Origin of the sequence: Enterobacter sp. CP102, from assembly GCF_025152625.1 — a bacterium.
GTDB lineage: Bacteria > Pseudomonadota > Gammaproteobacteria > Enterobacterales > Enterobacteriaceae > Enterobacter > Enterobacter soli.
In genome coordinates this window covers 4,444,228-4,458,312 of record NZ_CP104014.1, presented here as the reverse complement: position 1 = coordinate 4,458,312, position 14,085 = coordinate 4,444,228, and the positions used below count along the sequence as shown (strand labels likewise).

The following is a 14,085-nucleotide window of genomic DNA, read 5'->3' as shown; positions in this document are numbered from 1 at the left end:
GCGAAACCAATACTATAATCCAATGCTCCTGATAATAGCTAACCGGGATACGGAATTACCCCGGTAATCGGCTTTTGGGGCGCCCCGGCCCAAGCAAAATTGCCAGCTTGCTGCCACCTTTGGTTGTCTCCATCCAGATTTTACACACGCTGGTGAGCGGGACTGAAAGCAGCATTCCCACCGGGCCGAGCAGCCATCCCCAGATGAGTAACGATAAAAAGACCACCAGTGTCGACATCCCGAGCCGGTGCCCCATCATGCGTGGCTCGACAATATTGCCGATAAGCATATGCACTACCAGAAACAGCGCGCCCACCAACATGCATTCGTACAGGCCATTAAATAAAAATGCCTGAATCATTGGTGGTACGGCGGAAATTACGGCCCCAATGTTCGGCACATAATTCAGCAGGAAAGCCAGCACACCCCACATTAGCGCGAACTGGATGTCCAGCAGCACCAGCCCGAGCCAGACAATCACCCCGGTCCACAGGCTCAGCAAGGTTTTCAGCGCCAGATAGTGAGACACACCTTTGAGCGCGCGATGAAGGCCGGCAATATGGATTTGCGGGTTATTCAGCGCAAAACGCAGCTTATAAGGCACATGACGCACCTCAAAGAGCATGAAAACCACCGTCATCACCAGCAGCAACACGCTGGCCATCGCGCCGGAAAGCTGCGTCATCAGGGTTGTGGCCCAGGCCATGAGTTTTTCTGAATCCATCCGTTGCAGCATCCGCTCCGGGGACATGTGGATGTGCAGGAACGGGAGTGAATCCTGTAGTTGCAGGACCTTGCGGGTGAGCTCTTTGTTGTATTTTGGCAGCAGGGTGGAAAATTCATTCACCGAGGCGGCAAGCACGCCAATCAGCGCGGTAAGCACAATCAGCATGACGATAACCACAATCGTTATCGCCACGGGTCGCGACACGCCGCGGCGGATAAACCAGGTCACCAGCGGATTCAGCACGATGGCAAAAAAGAGGGCCAGCAGGAGCTGAACGATGATGTCTGCCGCCGCATGGATACCCGCAAGGATAACCACCAGGCTGGCGAGCTTTAACAAAATATGCAGACCTGTCTTGTCGGGCTGGGTGGATGTCATACGGATTCCTTCTGCCGGGAGCCTGTTAAGTGTAGTGCGCGAGTTACGCTTCGTCTGACGCCGTTAATCTGAAAGTCACTGCTGCTTTTCTTAACCCATCGTGGTAATAGTGAAACACTGTTGTAAAAATCCAGGTAGAACCCCATGCCCGAACCTGCCGCCGAACCGGCACTCAGCGGATTACGCCTTAATCTGCGTATTGTTTCTGTCGTCATTTTTAACTTTGCCAGTTACCTGACCATTGGCCTGCCGTTGGCGGTCTTGCCGGGCTATGTCCATGATGTCATGGGATTTAGCGCGTTCTGGGCGGGGCTAGTGATTAGCCTGCAATACTTCGCGACGCTGCTCAGTCGCCCTCATGCGGGCCGTTATGCCGATCTGTTCGGGCCAAAAAGCATTGTTGTCTTAGGGCTGTGCGGCTGCTTCCTCAGCGGGTTGAGTTACCTGATGGCCGGGTTGAGCAGCGGCTGGCCGATAGTGAGCCTGGTGCTGCTGTGCCTGGGGCGCGTGATCCTCGGTATCGGGCAAAGCCTGGCCGGAACAGGCTCAACGCTGTGGGGCGTGGGCGTTGTGGGTGCCCCTCACATTGGGCGAGTGATTTCCTGGAATGGCATTGTCACCTACGGGGCGATGGCAATTGGCGCGCCCCTGGGCGTGGTCTGCTTTTCATTCGCGGGGTTAAACGGGCTGGCGCTGACGATTATGGCGGTCGCACTGCTGGCGATTTTGTTTGCCCTGCCGCGCCCGAAAGTAAAAGCCAGCAAAGGCAAACCGATGCCGTTTCGTGCGGTGCTTGGCCGCGTGTGGCCTTATGGCATGGCGCTTTCGCTTGCCTCGGCGGGTTTTGGCGTCATCGCGACCTTTATTACTTTGTTCTACGACGCAAAAGGGTGGGACGGGGCCGCGTTTGCGTTAACCCTGTTTAGCTGCGCATTTGTGGGGACGCGCCTGCTGTTCCCGAACGGCATCAACCGCCTGGGCGGGCTGAATGTGGCGATGATCTGTTTTAGCGTGGAGATTGTCGGGCTGCTGCTGACCGGGATTGCCGCGGCGCCGTGGATGGCAAAAATTGGCGTATTCCTGGCGGGTGCAGGCTTCTCGCTGGTGTTCCCGGCGCTGGGTGTGGTGGCGGTGAAGGCCGTACCACAGCAAAACCAGGGGGCGGCACTGGCGACCTATACGGTGTTTATGGATATGTCGTTAGGCATTACCGGGCCACTGGCGGGGCTGGTGATGGCGTGGGCAGGCGTGCCGGTTATCTACCTTGCGGCGGCGGGACTGGTGGCGGTGGCGTTGTTGCTGACGTGGAGGCTAAAAAAATGGCCCCCGGAGCAAACCCCGGAGGCCACGTCATCATCGTGAGGAGTTACTGAATCACGATGGTGTTAATGATGTTTTCAGCTGCGGTCTGCGCTTTCTGCTGATCGTCTGCTGGCAGGGTGATTTGCAGGGTCAGCAGTTTGTTGTCGACCTTGCCAAGCACCACAGAAGAGTAAGCGGTCTGGCCTTTCGCAGAGATGATGCTGTCCAGCTGTTGCATGGTGTGGCCTTTCAGCTCGATGGACTTGTTGGTCACAACCTGCAACTGCGGGTCACGGCTGCGCTGCTGGTCTTCCAGACGTTTGGACAGAACACCCAGATCTTCGCTGGTGTCATCGCCCACAATCACAATCACGGCTTTCTGCCCGGTCGCATCGGAATAGACGTGCATATTGTTCGCCTGCGTACCCAGCTTACCGCTCTGATCGGTCATATCTGCTGGCAGAGAGAAACTCAGCTTGCCATCCAGAAGACTTACCGGCTGCCCGGCCGCATTACTTTCTGCTGACGCGCCTTGAGCAGGTGCTTTCGTATCGCTGTTATCACAGGCGGCAAGGCCCACAACCAGCAGGCCAATCCCGACATATTTAACCAGATTGCGCATTGACTTCTTCCTTTCGATAAACGGCCATAACGGCTCATTCGAGCATCTTATCACAACTGTTAAAGCGAACCCTTAACCTGCCTGCAATGCAGAGATTTCAGATTTATCTGCCAGCCTTTTCAGCAGCATATTCAGCAATACGCCGTACATCGGCAGGAAGAACACAATGCTGATAAGCACCTTGAAGCAGTAGTCCACCAGCGCGATTTCCATCCAGTGTGCAGCCATAAACGCATCCGGGCTACGCCAGAAAGCGATAAAGAAGAAGGCCAGCGTATCGCTTACGTTACCAAACAGCGTGGAGGCTGTTGGCGCCATCCACCAGCGATGATTTTGCCGCAGGCGGTTAAACACGTGGACGTCGAGGATTTGCCCCAGGGCATAGGCCATAAAGCTGGCGGTGGCGATACGCGCCACAAACAGGTTGAAGTGCGTCAGCGCCTCAAAGCCCTGCCAGCTTCCCATATAGAACAGGGAAGAAATCACGTAGGAGATGAACAGTGCCGGAAGCATCACCGCAAAGATAATCCGACGCGCCAGCGGTGCGCCAAAGATACGCACGGTTAAATCGGTCGCGAGGAAGATAAACGGGAAACTGAACGCGCCCCAGGTGGTATGAAAACCAAAAATGGCGATCGGCAGCTGCACCAGATAGTTGCTGGAGGTGATCACCATCAGATGAAAAAGAGAAAGCCAGAACAACGCTTTTACGCGCTGCGGTTGAGAGAACTGCGTCATATTGTGACCTTTTTGAACGTTGGGGTGAGGGAACCCAATAAAAACCGCTGCATGATACTGCTTTCATTCACCTTTGCAATGGCTAATTTTCACGCAATCGTTAACCTGGTTTGCATTGGCGGCGACGGGGCGTAAACTACAGCCGTTTTTATGTGAACGAGACGAAAATGACCGACCTGTTTTCCAGCCCAGACCATACGCTTGATGCCCAGGGCCTTCGCTGCCCGGAACCGGTTATGATGGTGCGCAAAACCGTGCGTAACATGCAGACCGGCGAAACGCTTTTAATCATTGCCGACGATCCGGCAACCACCCGCGACATTCCCGGTTTTTGTACCTTTATGGAACACGAACTGGTCGCACAGCAGACAGAAGCGCTGCCGTACCGGTATTTGATTCGTAAAGGTTAAGTTTTTTAGGGTGTGCAGCATGATGCGCTCACCCTAACCTTCCTGCTTATTAGATAATCCTCAAAATATTTCATTAAGTTGAAAGTTTTTATTTCTGCTGTATACGGCTTTCGCCGAAAAGCGTAAAAAAAACAGAAGGGAATAAAAGGACAACAATGAAATGAGTGACATTGTTTACCTGAAAATATCAGGGCAACAACAGGGCGCTATTTCTGATGGGTGCGGAACATATGCCTCAACAGGAAACCGTCGTCAGGCTGGACACGAAGACGAAATTTTCGTTTTTGCGCTCGTTAATAGTATAACCAGTACGGGGAAAGGTTCCCACCTTCATGGTTTACGTTTCTGTAAGTTGATTGATAAATGCTCTCCATTGCTGGCTAATGCGATTAATAATAATGAGCAGTTATATATGGAGTTTTATTTTTACCGCATAAGTCGGTTTGGGCAGTGGGAAAAGTATTATTACATCCAGCTACGGGGCGCTTTCATATGGAGTATTTATGCTGATTGTAGACAGAACTGTCTGCATACAGAAACTATTGCTGTGGATTATGAATACATCCTTTGCAAGCACCTTATCGCCAAGACGGAATACAGTCATCTGGCGATGTCTGCTAGTTACAACCGCCTGTTTGTCCCTCCCCAAACTGACCTCAAAACACTGAATAGCAAATCTGTTGGCCGATTACTTGCTGCGGGTGGAATTTATAATGGGAATACAGAGGGATTTCATAAGACTGCTGAGCAGCTCGGTGGCGATGCGCCAGCGGGTTACGATCAGGTAATGGACAACAAGGGATTGCTGATTGCGGGTGCTTCTGTGGTAGCTGGGTTAACGATGGGGAGGATGCGTTTTCCTGAACTCGATGAATTTGAAATTTATGGGGCGAAAGGGGCCATCACATCGCGGCCGTTTGAAATTGAGCACGCCGGTGGGCCTATTGAGTATTTAACAACCGAAGGTGTTGAGGTAACTTATGAGGGGATACAAATTGTCGAGAAGCATGTGTCCAGGTTCGGTGAGGATCCAGGTAATATATTTATGATCAATCGATTAAAGAAAATTGCTAATGGTAAACTTCCTGCTGAACAGGTTGATTTAAACTATTACACGCATGAATGTAGGGAGTATCAACGATACTGCAATCTTGGGTGGGAGACAGGCCAGCCAATTGATTATGATGAGTCACATCGGTTGTGGAATAATGCTCATACGGCGACTCTCGAAGATTACAGAATCACTGGCGATGACCTTTATCACAAGGATGCTCCAACATGGTAACTGAAACTGAACTCAATATCCTGAAACTCTTAGCTTCAAGAGATGATGTGAAGTGGAATTGGTATAATCTTGATCGTGCTATGTCTATGAGGAACATGAACGGCATTGGTAATGTTGCCAGGCTTGTGCAAAAACTTGCCGAGCACGGATTAGTGGATTTCATTCCTTCTAATGTTCCTGCGATGCCAACGTATCGTGTATCAGAAAAAGGTCTCAAATTTCTTGATGATCTGAATTCTAAATCGCACCAGTAGGTTTCCTCGTGCTCATTGTAGAAGAGGGTAAACCATTTCGGTGGCTTCGATATCATAGCATCTGACGGTGAAGGGTCTCGTTTTGATCAAGATGGTAACTTTAGAGGATTTTTGGAGCCGTAAGTATGACTAAAGCAAACCAGTTAAAAATCATTATAGTCAGTGATGTTGATTATGAATACTTGATTGCTGAAATATATTGCGATGGTGAATATATAGCTCTAATACATCAGGAAAACGGTTTAGATAACTTACAAGTTGAATTTCCTGGAAGGTCAATTTCGTGCAATCTGGAATGGCTTCAAAAAGCACTTCAGGAAGCGAGGATAAAACTGGCTGGAGAAAAATAAAAAACTCATCGTTTTGGAATTTATGACGTGAAACGTGAAGATGAAAAAATTTTGATAGCGGGCATCCATCAATGCCTCGCTATCGTGTATCAGAAAAGGGTTTCAAACTGCTTCGGGATTTAAGTTCAGGCTAGCGCCAGTCGGTTTTTAAAACCCGCTAAGACGTCGCCGCCACCGGGCATTTTTATCCCCGACGCAACAACCGCAGCGCGTTCGCCGTTACCAGCACGGTTGCCCCGGTATCTGCCAGCACCGCCAGCCACAGTCCGGTAATCCCAAGCAGCGTGGTCACCAGGAAAATCCCTTTCAGACCTAACGCAATCGTGATGTTCTGACGAATGTTAGCGCGAGTGGCGCGCGCGAGACGGATCATCTGCGCAAGCCCTGTCAGGCGGTTATGCGTGAGCGCGGCATCTGCAGTTTCCAGCGCCACATCGGTGCCGCTACCCATCGCAATGCCAATGGTTGAGGCTTTCATTGCCGGAGCATCGTTGATCCCATCGCCCACCATCGCCAGCGGCGCACTGCCATTCAGTTGGGTGACCGCTTTTACTTTGTCGGCAGGCAGCAGCCCGGCCTGAAATTCCATGCCTAACTCTGCGGCAATGCTTGCGGCGGCGCGTGGGTTATCCCCGGTCAGGATCACGCCCTGAACGCCAATCTGATGCAGGTCGGCCATGGCGGCTTTTGCATCTTCACGCAAGGTATCGCGCAGTGCCAGCAGCCCCAGTGTCGTGCCATCCTGTACAACAATAATGACCGTCTGCCCGGCCTGCTCCAGCTCGTGTACGCGGGGTGCTAATCCGGCCGCAGGGAATTTATCCGCCGCACTGATAAGCACTTTTTTGTCCCCAACGTGAGCTTCAATCCCTGAACCCACCAGCGCGCGCTGGGCAGTGGCGGCCGGTATCGTCAGCCCACGGGACCGCGCTTCACGCACAATCGCCTGAGCCAGCGGGTGTGTAGAACCTTGTTCAACGGCGGCCGCCAGGGCCAGCAGGTCGTCTTCACTGATGTTCTGGGGATAAACACCCGTCACCTGCGGTTTACCCACCGTCAGCGTGCCGGTTTTATCAAACGCGATATGCTGAACCTGGCTCAGCTGCTCCAGTGCCGCACCGCCTTTAATCAACGCACCGCGGCGTGCTGCGGCGGCAAGACCGGATGTAATCGCGGCGGGTGTGGAGATAACCAGCGCACACGGGCAACCAATCAGCAGCAGCGTCAGCCCCTTGTAGATCCATCCTTCCCACGGCGCGCCAAGCAGCAATGGCGGGATAATGGTGACCAGCAGGGCAACCAGCATGATGGCAGGAGTGTAAATGCGGCTAAAGCGATCGATAAAGCGTTCCACCGGCGCGCGGCGCTCTTCGGCTTCTTCAATGAGCTTCAGAATGCGGTCGATAGCGCTGTCGCCCGGCTCGGAGAGTACGGTCAATTGCACCAGTCGGTCGACGCTGGTGGCTCCGGCAGGCACTTTTTCACCTGCTTCACGCTCCACGGGAATCGACTCGCCGGTCAGGGCGCTTTCATCGAAACTGGCCGTCGCGGAGAGTAACGCACCATCGGCAGGGAGTCGGCCGCCTGCGGCCACTTCGATAACATCACCGGGGCGCAGTGCACTGATGGCCACGGTTTTACGTTCACCGTTGACCAGTTGAGTTGCGGTTTCGGGTTTCAGCGCCATTAAGGCACTGACACCTTTACGCGCCCGGCTTGCAGCCCAGCCTTCAAGACGCTCGCCAATTAAAAACAGCAGCAGCACCATTGCCGCTTCTGCCGTTGCGCCAATGAACAACGCGCCAATGGCGGCAACGCTCATCAGGGTTTCGATGGCAAACCAGCTTCCGGTTTTCATCAGACGCAGCGCCTGGCGGGCAATAGGGTACAGCCCGACCAGCGTTGTGGCGATAAAGGCCAGATTACCGAAAGGATGGTTGAACTGCTCCAGTGCCCAGCTCAACGCCATCATGATAATCAGCGTTATCAACGGGAGATTCTCGCGCAGCGGGCTGACTTTTTCGTCCGGGGCATTTTCGCTGCGCAGGGAATATCCGGCGCTGGCAACGGCGGCTTCAACCTGGGCGCTGATATCCGTGGCAGCACTGACCAACAGTTTTTCAGTGGCGAACAGTACCTGAACATGGTCGACGCCTTTCACCTGTCGGACGGCATTTTCGACTTTACGTGCGCAGGCGGCGCAATCCATACCATTCACCACCCAACTGTAACGGTTTCCGTTATTGGGTAATGCCTGTTCAGGCTGAGTCGTGCAGGAGCCTTCGCAGCAGCAATCGTCTTTTGCAGGCAGGGGGTTAAGCTTAAGTGCCGAAAATTGTGGCACTTTTTTGTTTGTCTCTGGAGTCGACATGGCATTCTCCGGTAATGATAATTTTCTCATTAGCCGCAGCATACACTCTGGAGTCGACTCCAGAGTCAAGGGTTATTTAGATGTACAGCGATCGTACAATCAGGAAGTGCCCGGCAAAGTAGCAGGCGGCGGCAATCGCGTTATCCGCGCGGAAACGGCCGCGATAATGGCTGCCCAGCCAGACAATATTGCCAATAAGCAGCAGCGTGGCGCCGAAGAATGCCGACATTGCAGCCGACGTTGGACGGAAGAACCACAGCTCACCCGCCAGCCACACCATCACCAATGTCATAGCGATAAAGGTGCAGATTGGCCAACGCATCTCTTCGAGGCGTGTCCAGATCACCGCGACCAGCAGTGCGCCAATCACCAGCAATACCAGCGGCAACGGCCAGAAGAAGGAAAGCGTCATCTGGCTGGCAAAATAGATGGTGTAAAGCAGGTGCGACAGGAAGAATGCCCCTACGGCATACAGCAAACGCTGACGCGGTAGAAGCGTTAAGGCATCGCCAACCAGTGAGGCGCACAGGCCTGCGAGCACCAGGTAGCTGACGGCATTGAACATTGGAGCCTGCCAGGCGAGCAGCAGCAGGAGAAGTAGGGTAACGGGTTTAAACAACCAACGCTGCCAGGCAGGACCGCGATAAGATGCATCGACGAAGAGCCAGCCAGACAAACAGACAGCGATAAATGACCAAAGCATATTAACTCCCTGTATCTGTTATGACTGAATAATCAGTTTCTGATTCAGTGTAGTGACGTGGGCAGGCGTTTGGCAATGTCGGATAAGGCAGGGTATCCTGATTTCCGCATAATCTGATGGGATAAATCAATGAGCAAGATGCCGCTGTTTTTCGTTATCGTGGTGGCCATAATTGTTATCGCCGCGTCGTTCCGTTTTGTGCAGCAGCGCCGCGAGAAGGCCAACAACGATGCCGCGCCGTTACTGCAAAAACGCGTGGTTGTCAGCAATAAGCGCGAGAAACCCCTCAACGACCGCCGTTCGCGCCAGCAGCAGGTGACGCCTGCGGGCACAGCTATGCGCTATGAAGCGAGCTTTAAGCCGGAAACGGGCGGCCTGGAGATGACCTTCCGCCTGGAGGCGCAGCAGTATCATCAGCTGACGGTGGGGGAGAAAGGGACGTTGAGCTACAAAGGCTCGCGGTTTGAGGGGTTTGAACCGAAGCAGTAATGCCGGGCGGCACTGCGGGGTTTGGTAGGCCCGGTAAGCATCGCGCCACCGGGCAAAAGCCACTTACTTCTTCACCTGCGCCTTAAACTTCTTCATCCACACCAGCAGTTCAAACACGCCAAAAATAAACACCCGCAGCTGCTCCCAGCCGGTCATTTGTGGGCCATCTTTCGGCAGGCCGTTTTTCAGCATCACCATCTGCAACGCGTGCATAAATGAGGTAAAGATCAGCGCCACGTTGACGAAAATATTCATCGGTCGCGGGAATGGATGCACCAGGTTCAGGATCAGAAATGCCCATACGCCCAGCATCAGTAAACGTCCCAGATTAATCAGTACCGGCATCGGGTTCTCCTTGTACTTGTCGGTGATACAGACGATAGGCCACCTGGCCTGCCACCTTTTCACGGTGCAGATCCCAGTAAACAGGCACTGGCGGTAAACCGTTTTCGACTTCGCTTTCTACGTAAATTAGTGCGCCGTCAGCCAGCCAGCCGTTGTTTTCCAGCAGGGCGAGCGTCTCTTCCAGCAGCCCCTTACGGAACGGTGGATCCACAAACACCACATCATGCGGCGTTCCCGGCTGTGACAGGAAGGAAAGGGTATTGGTGTTCACCACTTTGGCATTAGCGGCTTTCAACGTCGCCAGATTTTGCTGAAGTAGCTGAGCAACGCCGCGTTCCATTTCGAGCAGCGTGGCGCTGGCGGCATAGCGCGACAGCGCTTCAAGACCTAAGGCGCCGCTCCCGGCGAAGCAGTCAAGGCAGCGGGCATCCACCATTGAAGGCGCCAGCCAGTTGAACAGGGTTTCTCTTACGCGGTCAGTCGTTGGGCGCAAACCGGGGCTGTCCGGCACCGGTAATTTCCGGCCTCGCCACTGACCGCCGATAATACGAATTTGCCCGGCCTGGCGGGTAGTTTTCTTCATTTCAGGAAAGCTCTGCTAACAATTGGCCTGCGATTGCAGGCGATGATGTTAATTAAGTTAAGTGATAGACTATTTCATCATTTTTTTAGCTTCCATGTATATAGCGCCGCGAGGAGTGTAGTCGCAGATGGCAAAACAAAAAAAACGTGGCTTCTTTTCCTGGCTGGGCTTCGGTGAAAAAGAGCAAGAAACAGAACAGAAAATCGAAGAACAACAGGTGGTTGAAGAGCATTCGTCGGCTGAAACGCCTGTCGAAACCGCCGCAGTTGTAGAAGCGGAAGAACATACCCACAGCAAAGAAGAGACCGAAGCCTTTGCTGAAGAGATTGTTGACGTCACCGAACAGGTTCAGGAAAGCGAGAAGCCAGAGCCCGTAGCGCTGGAAGAGGCTCCTGCAGCCCTTCAGGTTGACGCTGAGCGCGAAGAAATCATTGAAGAAGCGCCTCAGACGGTTGTTGAGCATGAAGAGTTGCCGCTGCCGGAAGAGGTGAAAGCCGAAGAGATCGCCGCTGAAGAGTGGCAGGCTGAAGCCGAAACCGTTGAAATTGTTGAGGCGGTGGAAGAAGAAGCAGAGTTCGAGCCAGAACTCACCGATGAAGAGCTGGAAGCTCAGGCACTGGCAGCAGAAGCCGCAGAAGAAGCGGTTATCGTCGTGCCGGTGGAAGAACAGGCAGAAGACGACGTGGCTCAGGAGCAGGAAAAACCGACCAAAGAAGGTTTCTTCGCGCGTCTGAAACGCAGCCTGTTAAAAACCAAAGAAAACTTAGGTTCCGGATTTATCAGTCTTTTCCGCGGCAAAAAGATCGACGATGATCTGTTTGAAGAGCTGGAAGAGCAACTGCTGATTGCGGACGTAGGCGTAGAAACCACCCGTAAAATCATCACCAGCCTGACGGAAGGCGCGAGCCGCAAGCAGCTGCGCGACGCCGAAGCCCTCTACGGTCTGCTGAAAGACGAGATGGGCGAAATTCTCGCAAAAGTTGATGAACCGCTTAATATTGAAGGCAAAACACCGTTTGTTATTCTGATGGTTGGCGTTAACGGCGTGGGTAAAACCACCACTATCGGAAAGCTGGCGCGTCAGTTCGAGCAGCAGGGTAAATCGGTGATGCTGGCGGCGGGTGACACCTTCCGTGCGGCAGCGGTGGAGCAGTTGCAGGTCTGGGGTCAGCGCAACAACATCCCGGTCATTGCGCAGCACACGGGTGCAGATTCTGCGTCCGTTATCTTTGACGCCATTCAGGCGGCCAAAGCGCGTAATGTGGATGTGCTGATTGCCGATACCGCAGGGCGTTTGCAGAACAAATCGCACCTGATGGAAGAACTGAAAAAAATCGTTCGCGTCATGAAGAAGCTGGACGAAGAAGCACCGCATGAAATTATGCTGACTATCGATGCCAGCACCGGGCAGAACGCCATCAGTCAGGCGAAACTGTTCCATGAGGCGGTAGGGCTGACAGGGATTACGCTGACCAAACTGGACGGTACAGCCAAAGGCGGGGTGATCTTCTCCGTGGCAGATCAGTTCGGCATTCCTATCCGTTATATCGGTGTGGGCGAGCGTATTGAGGATTTACGTCCGTTTAAAGCGGACGACTTTATTGAGGCATTATTTGCCCGAGAGGATTAACAATGATTCGCTTTGAACACGTCAGCAAGGCCTATCTCGGTGGGAGACAAGCGTTGCAGGGGGTAACATTCCACCTGCAACCGGGCGAGATGGCCTTTCTGACCGGCCATTCCGGCGCGGGGAAAAGTACCCTGCTCAAGCTTATCTGTGGGATCGAACGGCCAAGCGCCGGGAAAATCTATTTCAGCGGTCATGATATTAGCCGCCTGAAAAACCGTGAGGTGCCGTTCCTGCGTCGCCAGATCGGGATGATTTTCCAGGATCACCACCTGCTGATGGATCGCACCGTATTTGATAACGTGGCGATCCCACTGATCATTGCCGGTGCCAGCTATGATGATATTCGTCGTCGTGTATCGGCGGCGCTGGATAAAGTCGGGCTGCTGGACAAAGCGAAGAACTTCCCGATCCAGCTCTCCGGCGGTGAACAGCAGCGTGTGGGTATCGCCCGCGCGGTGGTGAACAAACCTGCCGTGCTGCTGGCGGATGAACCTACTGGTAACCTGGACGATGCCCTGTCGGAAGGGATCTTGCGTCTGTTTGAGGAATTTAACCGCGTCGGGGTGACAGTATTGATGGCAACGCACGACATCGGGCTTATCTCCCGTCGTTCGTACCGGATGCTGACCCTGAGCGACGGTCATTTGCACGGAGGCCTCGGTGAATAAGCGTGACGCAATAAACCAGATTCGGCAGTTCGGGAACCGCTTTGACCGGTTCCGCAAACCGCAGGGCGGCGGGGATAACAACCGCAATACGCCAAAGCGTGCGAAAGCTGCGCCAAAACCGAACTCGCGTAAAACCAACGTTTTCAACGAGCAGGTACGCTACGCCTTCCACGGTGCGTTGCAGGATCTGAAAAGCAAACCACTGGCCACATTCCTGACGGTGATGGTTATCGCCATCTCCCTGACGCTGCCAAGCGTCTGCTACATGGTCTACAAGAACGTGAATCAGGCGGCTTCGCAGTACTACCCTTCACCGCAAATCACGGTGTATCTGGATAAAGCGCTCGACGATAATGCGGCAGCGCAGGTGGTGGGGCAGATCCAGGCTGAGCAGGGCGTTGATAAGGTGAACTACCTTTCGCGCGAAGAGGCGCTGGGTGAGTTCCGTAACTGGTCCGGGTTTGGCGGTGCGCTGGATATGCTCGAAGAGAATCCGCTGCCTGCCGTGGCCGTGGTGAACCCGAAGCTCGACTTCCAGGGAACCGACGCCCTGAATACCCTGCGTGACCGTATTTCGCGCATTAAGGGGATTGATGAAGTGCGGATGGACGACAGCTGGTTTGCGCGGTTGTCAGCTCTGACGGGGCTGGTTGGCCGTGTGTCGGCGATGATCGGCGTGCTGATGGTGGCTGCGGTCTTCCTCGTCATCGGTAACAGCGTGCGCCTGAGCATCTTTGCCCGCCGGGACACCATCAACGTGCAAAAACTGATTGGTGCCACGGATGGATTTATCCTTCGTCCGTTCCTGTACGGCGGCGCATTACTGGGCTTTTCTGGCGCATTTCTTTCATTGATATTGTCAGAAATTTTGGTGATGCGGCTTTCATCTGCCGTGACCGAAGTGGCGCAGGTTTTCGGAACCAAGTTTAATATCAGTGGTTTAGGGTTCGATGAGTGCCTGTTGTTACTGCTGGTTTGCTCTATGATCGGCTGGGTAGCGGCATGGCTGGCGACGGTTCAACATTTACGCCACTTTACTCCCGAATAATAAAAGCGTGATATAATCTTTCCCTGCACCGAGTTGTTCGCTTGCAGGGAAAGAGTCCCTGTTTTCTCTTCCCCCGCATTATCATCTCCATGTCACATTTTGTGCGTAATTTATTCACCGTTGCACCAGGAACTTGTGGATAAAATCACTGTCTGATAAAAGAGTGAATGCTAATCTCGTTG

General features: G+C 53.4%; 16 protein-coding genes. 9 read left to right on the top strand and 7 right to left on the bottom strand.

Annotated features, from left to right (window positions below; all coding sequences use genetic code 11):
- Window positions 1-55: 55 nt before the first annotated feature.
- Window positions 56-1,105 (bottom strand): AI-2E family transporter, encoded by a 1,050-nt coding sequence (locus tag N1249_RS21115; protein ID WP_259833122.1) that lies wholly within the window; start codon window positions 1,103-1,105, stop codon window positions 56-58.
- Between the two features lie 144 nt (window positions 1,106-1,249).
- Here N1249_RS21115 and N1249_RS21110 point away from each other — a divergent pair, with 144 nt between their 5' ends.
- Window positions 1,250-2,467: an MFS transporter gene (locus tag N1249_RS21110; RefSeq protein WP_259833121.1), complete on the top strand. Its 1,218-nt coding sequence runs from the start codon at window positions 1,250-1,252 to the stop codon at window positions 2,465-2,467.
- Window positions 2,468-2,471: 4 nt separating this feature from the next.
- Here N1249_RS21110 and N1249_RS21105 read toward each other — a convergent pair whose 3' ends face one another.
- The gene (locus N1249_RS21105) at window positions 2,472-3,029 is read right to left on the bottom strand and encodes a DcrB family lipoprotein (protein ID WP_259833119.1); all 558 of its coding nucleotides are present in this window, start codon (window positions 3,027-3,029) and stop codon (window positions 2,472-2,474) included.
- A 72-nt stretch (window positions 3,030-3,101) separates the two neighbouring features.
- On the bottom strand, window positions 3,102-3,767 hold the full coding sequence (locus N1249_RS21100) for a 7-cyano-7-deazaguanine/7-aminomethyl-7-deazaguanine transporter (protein ID WP_259833116.1): 666 nt from the start codon (window positions 3,765-3,767) through the stop codon (window positions 3,102-3,104).
- Between the two features lie 167 nt (window positions 3,768-3,934).
- Between N1249_RS21100 and tusA the strand changes: the two genes are divergently transcribed.
- From tusA to N1249_RS21080, 4 genes are all read left to right on the top strand, one after another.
- A complete protein-coding gene (gene tusA / locus N1249_RS21095; RefSeq protein ID WP_008503071.1) occupies window positions 3,935-4,177 on the top strand; it encodes a sulfurtransferase TusA in 243 nt (80 codons plus the stop codon).
- A 160-nt stretch (window positions 4,178-4,337) separates the two neighbouring features.
- The gene (gene tssD / locus N1249_RS21090; RefSeq protein WP_259833114.1) at window positions 4,338-5,462 is read left to right on the top strand and encodes a type VI secretion system tube protein TssD; all 1,125 of its coding nucleotides are present in this window, start codon (window positions 4,338-4,340) and stop codon (window positions 5,460-5,462) included.
- Window positions 5,456-5,716 carry a hypothetical protein gene (locus tag N1249_RS21085; RefSeq protein WP_259833112.1) on the top strand — a complete coding sequence of 87 codons (261 nt, stop codon included), beginning with the start codon at window positions 5,456-5,458 and terminating at the stop codon, window positions 5,714-5,716. Before tssD ends, N1249_RS21085 begins: the two co-directional genes overlap by 7 nt.
- Before the next feature lie 125 nt (window positions 5,717-5,841).
- Complete coding sequence (locus N1249_RS21080; protein ID WP_259833111.1) at window positions 5,842-6,066, top strand: hypothetical protein; 225 nt, start codon at window positions 5,842-5,844, stop codon at window positions 6,064-6,066.
- 184 nt (window positions 6,067-6,250) lie between these two features.
- Here the strand turns inward: N1249_RS21080 and zntA are convergent, their stop codons facing one another.
- Together zntA and N1249_RS21070 are read right to left on the bottom strand one after the other, a co-directional pair.
- Complete coding sequence (zntA, locus tag N1249_RS21075) at window positions 6,251-8,437, bottom strand: Zn(II)/Cd(II)/Pb(II) translocating P-type ATPase ZntA (protein ID WP_259833108.1); 2,187 nt, start codon at window positions 8,435-8,437, stop codon at window positions 6,251-6,253.
- A gap of 76 nt (window positions 8,438-8,513) precedes the next feature.
- Window positions 8,514-9,140 carry a lysoplasmalogenase gene (locus tag N1249_RS21070; RefSeq protein WP_259833105.1) on the bottom strand — a complete coding sequence of 209 codons (627 nt, stop codon included), beginning with the start codon at window positions 9,138-9,140 and terminating at the stop codon, window positions 8,514-8,516.
- Window positions 9,141-9,269: 129 nt separating this feature from the next.
- Here N1249_RS21070 and N1249_RS21065 point away from each other — a divergent pair, with 129 nt between their 5' ends.
- Entirely contained in the window at window positions 9,270-9,629 is a 360-nt protein-coding gene (locus N1249_RS21065; RefSeq protein WP_259833102.1) for a DUF2500 domain-containing protein, read from the top strand.
- A gap of 63 nt (window positions 9,630-9,692) precedes the next feature.
- Here the strand turns inward: N1249_RS21065 and N1249_RS21060 are convergent, their stop codons facing one another.
- Entirely contained in the window at window positions 9,693-9,974 is a 282-nt protein-coding gene (locus tag N1249_RS21060; RefSeq protein ID WP_259833099.1) for a DUF1145 family protein, read from the bottom strand.
- Complete coding sequence (rsmD, locus tag N1249_RS21055; RefSeq protein WP_259833093.1) at window positions 9,958-10,557, bottom strand: 16S rRNA (guanine(966)-N(2))-methyltransferase; 600 nt, start codon at window positions 10,555-10,557, stop codon at window positions 9,958-9,960. The genes N1249_RS21060 and rsmD overlap by 17 nt, the downstream gene beginning before the upstream one ends.
- A gap of 127 nt (window positions 10,558-10,684) precedes the next feature.
- Between rsmD and ftsY the strand changes: the two genes are divergently transcribed.
- From ftsY to ftsX, 3 genes are read left to right on the top strand one after another with little or no spacing between them, the layout of a single operon-like run.
- Window positions 10,685-12,187, top strand: a complete 1,503-nt coding sequence (gene ftsY / locus N1249_RS21050; protein ID WP_259833091.1) for a signal recognition particle-docking protein FtsY — start codon at window positions 10,685-10,687, stop codon at window positions 12,185-12,187.
- 2 nt (window positions 12,188-12,189) lie between these two features.
- Complete coding sequence (gene ftsE, locus N1249_RS21045; RefSeq protein ID WP_014072167.1) at window positions 12,190-12,855, top strand: cell division ATP-binding protein FtsE; 666 nt, start codon at window positions 12,190-12,192, stop codon at window positions 12,853-12,855.
- Entirely contained in the window at window positions 12,848-13,903 is a 1,056-nt protein-coding gene (ftsX, locus tag N1249_RS21040; RefSeq protein WP_259833089.1) for a permease-like cell division protein FtsX, read from the top strand. Before ftsE ends, ftsX begins: the two co-directional genes overlap by 8 nt.
- The last annotated feature ends 182 nt before the right edge of the window (window positions 13,904-14,085 follow it).

What these genes read in the sequence shown, in the direction of transcription:
- N1249_RS21110 (WP_259833121.1), top strand. Translation starts at nt 1,250, where the DNA reads ATGCCCGAACCTGCCGCCGAACCGGCACTCAGCGGATTACGCCTTAAT.
- rsmD (WP_259833093.1), bottom strand. Translation starts at nt 10,557, where the DNA reads ATGAAGAAAACTACCCGCCAGGCCGGGCAAATTCGTATTATCGGCGGT.
- tssD (WP_259833114.1), top strand. Translation starts at nt 4,338, where the DNA reads ATGAGTGACATTGTTTACCTGAAAATATCAGGGCAACAACAGGGCGCT.
- N1249_RS21070 (WP_259833105.1), bottom strand. Translation starts at nt 9,140, where the DNA reads ATGCTTTGGTCATTTATCGCTGTCTGTTTGTCTGGCTGGCTCTTCGTC.
- ftsE (WP_014072167.1), top strand. Translation starts at nt 12,190, where the DNA reads ATGATTCGCTTTGAACACGTCAGCAAGGCCTATCTCGGTGGGAGACAA.
- N1249_RS21105 (WP_259833119.1), bottom strand. Translation starts at nt 3,029, where the DNA reads ATGCGCAATCTGGTTAAATATGTCGGGATTGGCCTGCTGGTTGTGGGC.
- zntA (WP_259833108.1), bottom strand. Translation starts at nt 8,437, where the DNA reads ATGTCGACTCCAGAGACAAACAAAAAAGTGCCACAATTTTCGGCACTT.
- N1249_RS21065 (WP_259833102.1), top strand. Translation starts at nt 9,270, where the DNA reads ATGAGCAAGATGCCGCTGTTTTTCGTTATCGTGGTGGCCATAATTGTT.
- N1249_RS21085 (WP_259833112.1), top strand. Translation starts at nt 5,456, where the DNA reads ATGGTAACTGAAACTGAACTCAATATCCTGAAACTCTTAGCTTCAAGA.
- N1249_RS21115 (WP_259833122.1), bottom strand. Translation starts at nt 1,105, where the DNA reads ATGACATCCACCCAGCCCGACAAGACAGGTCTGCATATTTTGTTAAAG.
- N1249_RS21080 (WP_259833111.1), top strand. Translation starts at nt 5,842, where the DNA reads ATGACTAAAGCAAACCAGTTAAAAATCATTATAGTCAGTGATGTTGAT.
- N1249_RS21100 (WP_259833116.1), bottom strand. Translation starts at nt 3,767, where the DNA reads ATGACGCAGTTCTCTCAACCGCAGCGCGTAAAAGCGTTGTTCTGGCTT.
- N1249_RS21060 (WP_259833099.1), bottom strand. Translation starts at nt 9,974, where the DNA reads ATGCCGGTACTGATTAATCTGGGACGTTTACTGATGCTGGGCGTATGG.
- tusA (WP_008503071.1), top strand. Translation starts at nt 3,935, where the DNA reads ATGACCGACCTGTTTTCCAGCCCAGACCATACGCTTGATGCCCAGGGC.
- ftsY (WP_259833091.1), top strand. Translation starts at nt 10,685, where the DNA reads ATGGCAAAACAAAAAAAACGTGGCTTCTTTTCCTGGCTGGGCTTCGGT.